Source organism: Stenotrophomonas sp. STEN035 (genome assembly GCF_056759935.1).
In genome coordinates, this window is record NZ_JBRRDY010000073.1 from 1 (window position 1) to 3,780 (window position 3,780).

3 protein-coding genes and 2 pseudogenes are annotated in these 3,780 nt (G+C 70.2%); 2 read left to right on the forward strand and 3 right to left on the reverse strand.

Annotated elements, in window-relative coordinates:
* Positions 1-155: pseudogene (locus ACVOLL_RS20475) on the forward strand (IS91 family transposase); the annotation flags it as partial.
* Positions 156-178: 23 nt separating this feature from the next.
* Positions 179-388: a hypothetical protein gene (locus ACVOLL_RS20480; RefSeq protein ID WP_019186274.1), complete on the forward strand. Its 210-nt coding sequence runs from the start codon at positions 179-181 to the stop codon at positions 386-388.
* 40 nt (positions 389-428) lie between these two features.
* Here the strand turns inward: ACVOLL_RS20480 and ACVOLL_RS20485 are convergent, their stop codons facing one another.
* The 3 genes and pseudogenes from ACVOLL_RS20485 to ACVOLL_RS20495 form a co-directional block, all read right to left on the reverse strand.
* On the reverse strand, positions 429-1,883 hold the full coding sequence (locus tag ACVOLL_RS20485) for a GntP family permease (RefSeq protein WP_019186275.1): 1,455 nt from the start codon (positions 1,881-1,883) through the stop codon (positions 429-431).
* Between the two features lie 2 nt (positions 1,884-1,885).
* A complete protein-coding gene (locus ACVOLL_RS20490) occupies positions 1,886-2,995 on the reverse strand; it encodes a patatin-like phospholipase family protein (RefSeq protein ID WP_164146001.1) in 1,110 nt (369 codons plus the stop codon).
* A 64-nt stretch (positions 2,996-3,059) separates the two neighbouring features.
* Positions 3,060-3,644, reverse strand: a pseudogene (locus ACVOLL_RS20495) (phosphoribosylanthranilate isomerase); the annotation flags it as partial.
* Positions 3,645-3,780 lie beyond the last annotated feature (136 nt).

Below are 3,780 nucleotides of genomic sequence, written 5' to 3' on the forward strand. Positions count from 1 at the left end.
GCCGTGCGATGAGCTGGGCGCAACGGCTCAAGCGGGTCTTTTCCATCGACGTCACCACCTGCGCCCACTGCGGCGGCGCGGTGCGGATCGTCGCCAGCATCGAGGAACCCAAAACCATCCGCGCCATCCTCGCCCACTTCGAGAAACACGGCGCGCCCGCCTGGCGCATGTCACCCGCGTGCGTTTCGAGTGGCTGGCCACCGGCCGTGGCCCGCTGGCCTGGGAGGCGGATCCGGACGACATTCCGGCACTCGACGCCGAACTGGTCCACGACCCGCTCGAGCGACGCCTGCTGCAGGCGTTCCGCTGCGGCGGCCGCGAAACGCGGCGCCTGCTGCTGGGACTGGCCGACGCGCAGCTGGCCTCGATCCAGCCGCGCCGCGCCTGAGCATCGTGCCGGGCGGCGCCGTCACGCCGCGCACGTGCGCTCAGAACGACCCGAACATCGTCCCCAGCACGATCACCACCACCAGCGCCACGATCGAGCCGAGCACCGCGGTCACCGCGATGTCGCCGTAGCTGTCGCGGTGGGTGCAGCCGCACACCGCCAGCAGAGTCACCACCGCGCCGTTGTGCGGCAGGCTGTCCAGGGTGCCGGCGCCGATCACCGCCACCCGATGCATCAGCTCCGGCGACAGTCCGGTCTCGTAGGCGATGGCCATGAAAGTCGGACCCAGCGCATCCAGGGCGATGGTCAGGCCGCCGGACGCCGAGCCGGTGAGGCCGGCGAGGATGTTGGTCGCCACCGCCAGCGACACCAGCGGACCGCCGCCGATGCCCAGTACCCAGTCGCGCACGATCTCGAAGGCCGGCATCGCCGCGACCACCGCGCCGAAACCGACCAGGCTGCCCACCGCCAGGATCGGCAGCACCGAGGCGTTGGCGCCGGAGTCCATGCTCGAACGCAGCGAGGGGAAGCGGCGCAGGTTCAGCGCGATGGTGGTGGCGATCGCCGCGGCCAGCGCCACCGACACCGACCACACGCCCGCCACCTCGGACAGCGAGGTTTCGCCGAAGCGCGCGTACTGCAGGTAGGACACGTCCATCCGCGGCAGGATCAGCAGCGACATCAGCAGGTTCACCCCGATCACCACCGCCAGCGGCGCGAACGCAACCAGCGCCGACGGCAGGCCGCTGCCCTGGACGCCATGCGCCGCCTCGGCCGGATCGAAGGGCTGCGCCACCGCCGCGCGTTCGCGCACGATCTCGTCCTCGGCCACCATGCCGGCGTCGGGCGTGGCCAACTCGCCGAAGCCTTCGCCCGCCAGCCGCGCGCGACGTTCGGCGCGGGCCAGCCACCACAGGCCGAACGCCAGCATGATCGCCGAGGCGATCAGGCCCAGCCCGGGCGCGGCGAACGGCGTGGTGCCGAAGAACGGCATCGGGATCGCGTTCTGGATCGAGGGCGTGCCGGGCATGGCCGACATGGTGAAGGTCATCGTGCCCAGCGCCAGCGCCGGCGGCATCAGCCGACGCGGGATGCCGGCGCCGCGGAACAGCACCGCGGCCATCGGCACCAGCACGAAGATCGCCACGAACAGGCTCACCCCGCCGTAGGTCACCAGCGCGCCGGACAGCACCACCGCCAGCATCGCCCGCCGGGTGCCGAGCTTGGCGGTCATGAACGCGGCGATGGCCTCGACCGAGCCGCTGTCCTCCATCAGCTTTCCGAACAGCGCGCCGAGCAGGAACAGCGGGAAGAACTGGGAGATGAATCCGGCGGCGGCCGACATGAAGGTCAAGGTCCAGTGCGCCAGCAGCGGCTCGCCGGAGAACGCCGCCACCACCAACGCCGCGGCCGGCGCCAGCAGCAGCACGCTCCAGCCCCGGTAGGACAGGTACATCAACAGGCCGAGGCCGACCAGCATGCCCAGCAGTCCCATGCTCACACTCCTTCCAGCAGCACGTTCAGGTCGATCGATGAGCGCTTGCCCAGGTTGGCGCCGTCCTGCGCCAGGAAGGACTCGGCCACGCGCCGCCCCTCCTTGTGCAACATCTCCAGGAACGCCCACTCGGCGCTCATCTTCGACGAGGAATCCAGCACGGCGGCCAGGTCGTTGCGCACCAGGTGGATGCGCTTGCTCGCCCAGCGCGCGCCCTCGCAGTTGCCCACGTCGGCCACCTGGCGCAGCAGCGCGATCATGCGCAGTTCCTTGAGCAGGCCGGCGTTGAAGGAAATCTCGTTGATCCGGTTGAGGATCTCGCGCGCGCCGGTCGGCCGGTCGGGACGCTCGACCGGGTTGACCGCGACCAGGATCACGTCGTCCGAATTGCAGTCGCGCACCAGCGGGGTCATGGTCGGGTTGCCGGAGTAGCCGCCGTCCCAGTAGTACTCGCCGTCCACCTCCACCGCCTGGAACATGTTCGGCAGGCAGGCCGAGGCCAGCAGCACGTCCGGGCTCAGTTCGGCGTTGCGGAACACCTTGCCGCGGCCGGTACGCACGTTGGTGGCGGTGATGAACAGCTTGATGTCCGACTTCGACAGCGCGTCGAAATCGAGTGAGCGCTCCAGGATGTCGCGCAGCGGATTGACGCCGAACGGATTGAGGTCGTAGGGCGACCACAGCCGCGACACCAGGTCCATGGCCAGGAACGCCGGCGAGCCCTCCAGGCTCCAGCGTCCCATCAGCACGTCCAGCGGCCCGCGCTGCAGCGGACTGAAGCGCGCTGCGTCGGACACCGCGCGCCAGAACCGGGCCAGCGCCTCGCGCGCGCCCTGGCGACTGCCACGTTCGAAGCCATCGACCAGCACGGCCGCGTTCATCGCGCCTGCGGAAGTACCGGACACGCCATCGATCCGCAGCCACTCCTCTTCCAGCAAGCGGTCGAGCACGCCCCAGGTGAAGGCGCCGTGCGAGCCGCCGCCCTGCAAGGCCAGGTCGATGGACAGGAGTTCGGGCGGCGGCGCCGCACGGCTCTTGCGGCGCGGCGCCGGCTTGGACGCAGCGGTCTTCCTGGCCGGGGTGGCCTTGCGGGTGCGGGCCGGAGTGCTCATGGGTGGATCCGTAGGGACGGGGGAAAACTACAGGACACACGCAGCGCGTAAAGGAAAACGCCGTTCAATCGGGACCGGTACCGTCGGCACGTCGCACTTCCGCCACGAAGCGGCGCATCTTCTCGCCGTCCTTGACTCCCGGCGCGACTTCGATCCCGCTGGCCACGTCCACCGCCCACGGCGAGGTGGCGCGGATCGCGTCGTGCACGTTGTCCGGCGTGATCCCGCCGGCCAGCACGAACGGCCGGTGCAGTCCGCCGGGGATCGCGCTCCAGTCGAACGTGTGGCCGGTACCGCCGGCTGCGCCCTTGCCGTGGCTGTCGAACAGGAAACCGTCGGCGTTCGGCCAGCGCTCTTGCAGCGCGGCCGCATCCCAACGCTCGCCCCCGCCCATCGGCACCGCCTTCAGCCAGGGCATGCGGAAGGCGCTGCAGAACGCATCCTCTTCGTCGCCGTGGAACTGCAGCAACGCCGGTCGCACCATGCGCACCACTTCACGCACCTCGGCCACGGTGTTGTCGCGGAACAGCGCCACCGCGCCGACCATCGGCGCCAGCGCCAGGCGCAGTTGCCGCGCCTCGGCCGCGCTGACCCGGCGCGGACTGCCTTCGGCGAACACGAAACCGACCGCGTCCACGCCCAGTTGGGTATAGGAAGTTCAACCGCCCTTTTTTGCGAGTCTGGCGGGTAGGAAGCGGCCGCGCAAGCGCCGCTTTGGGCACAGATCGGGCACAGATCGGGGGTTCATGCGTGGGTTTTCGACATCGCGGGGCCGCGCAGCGGCT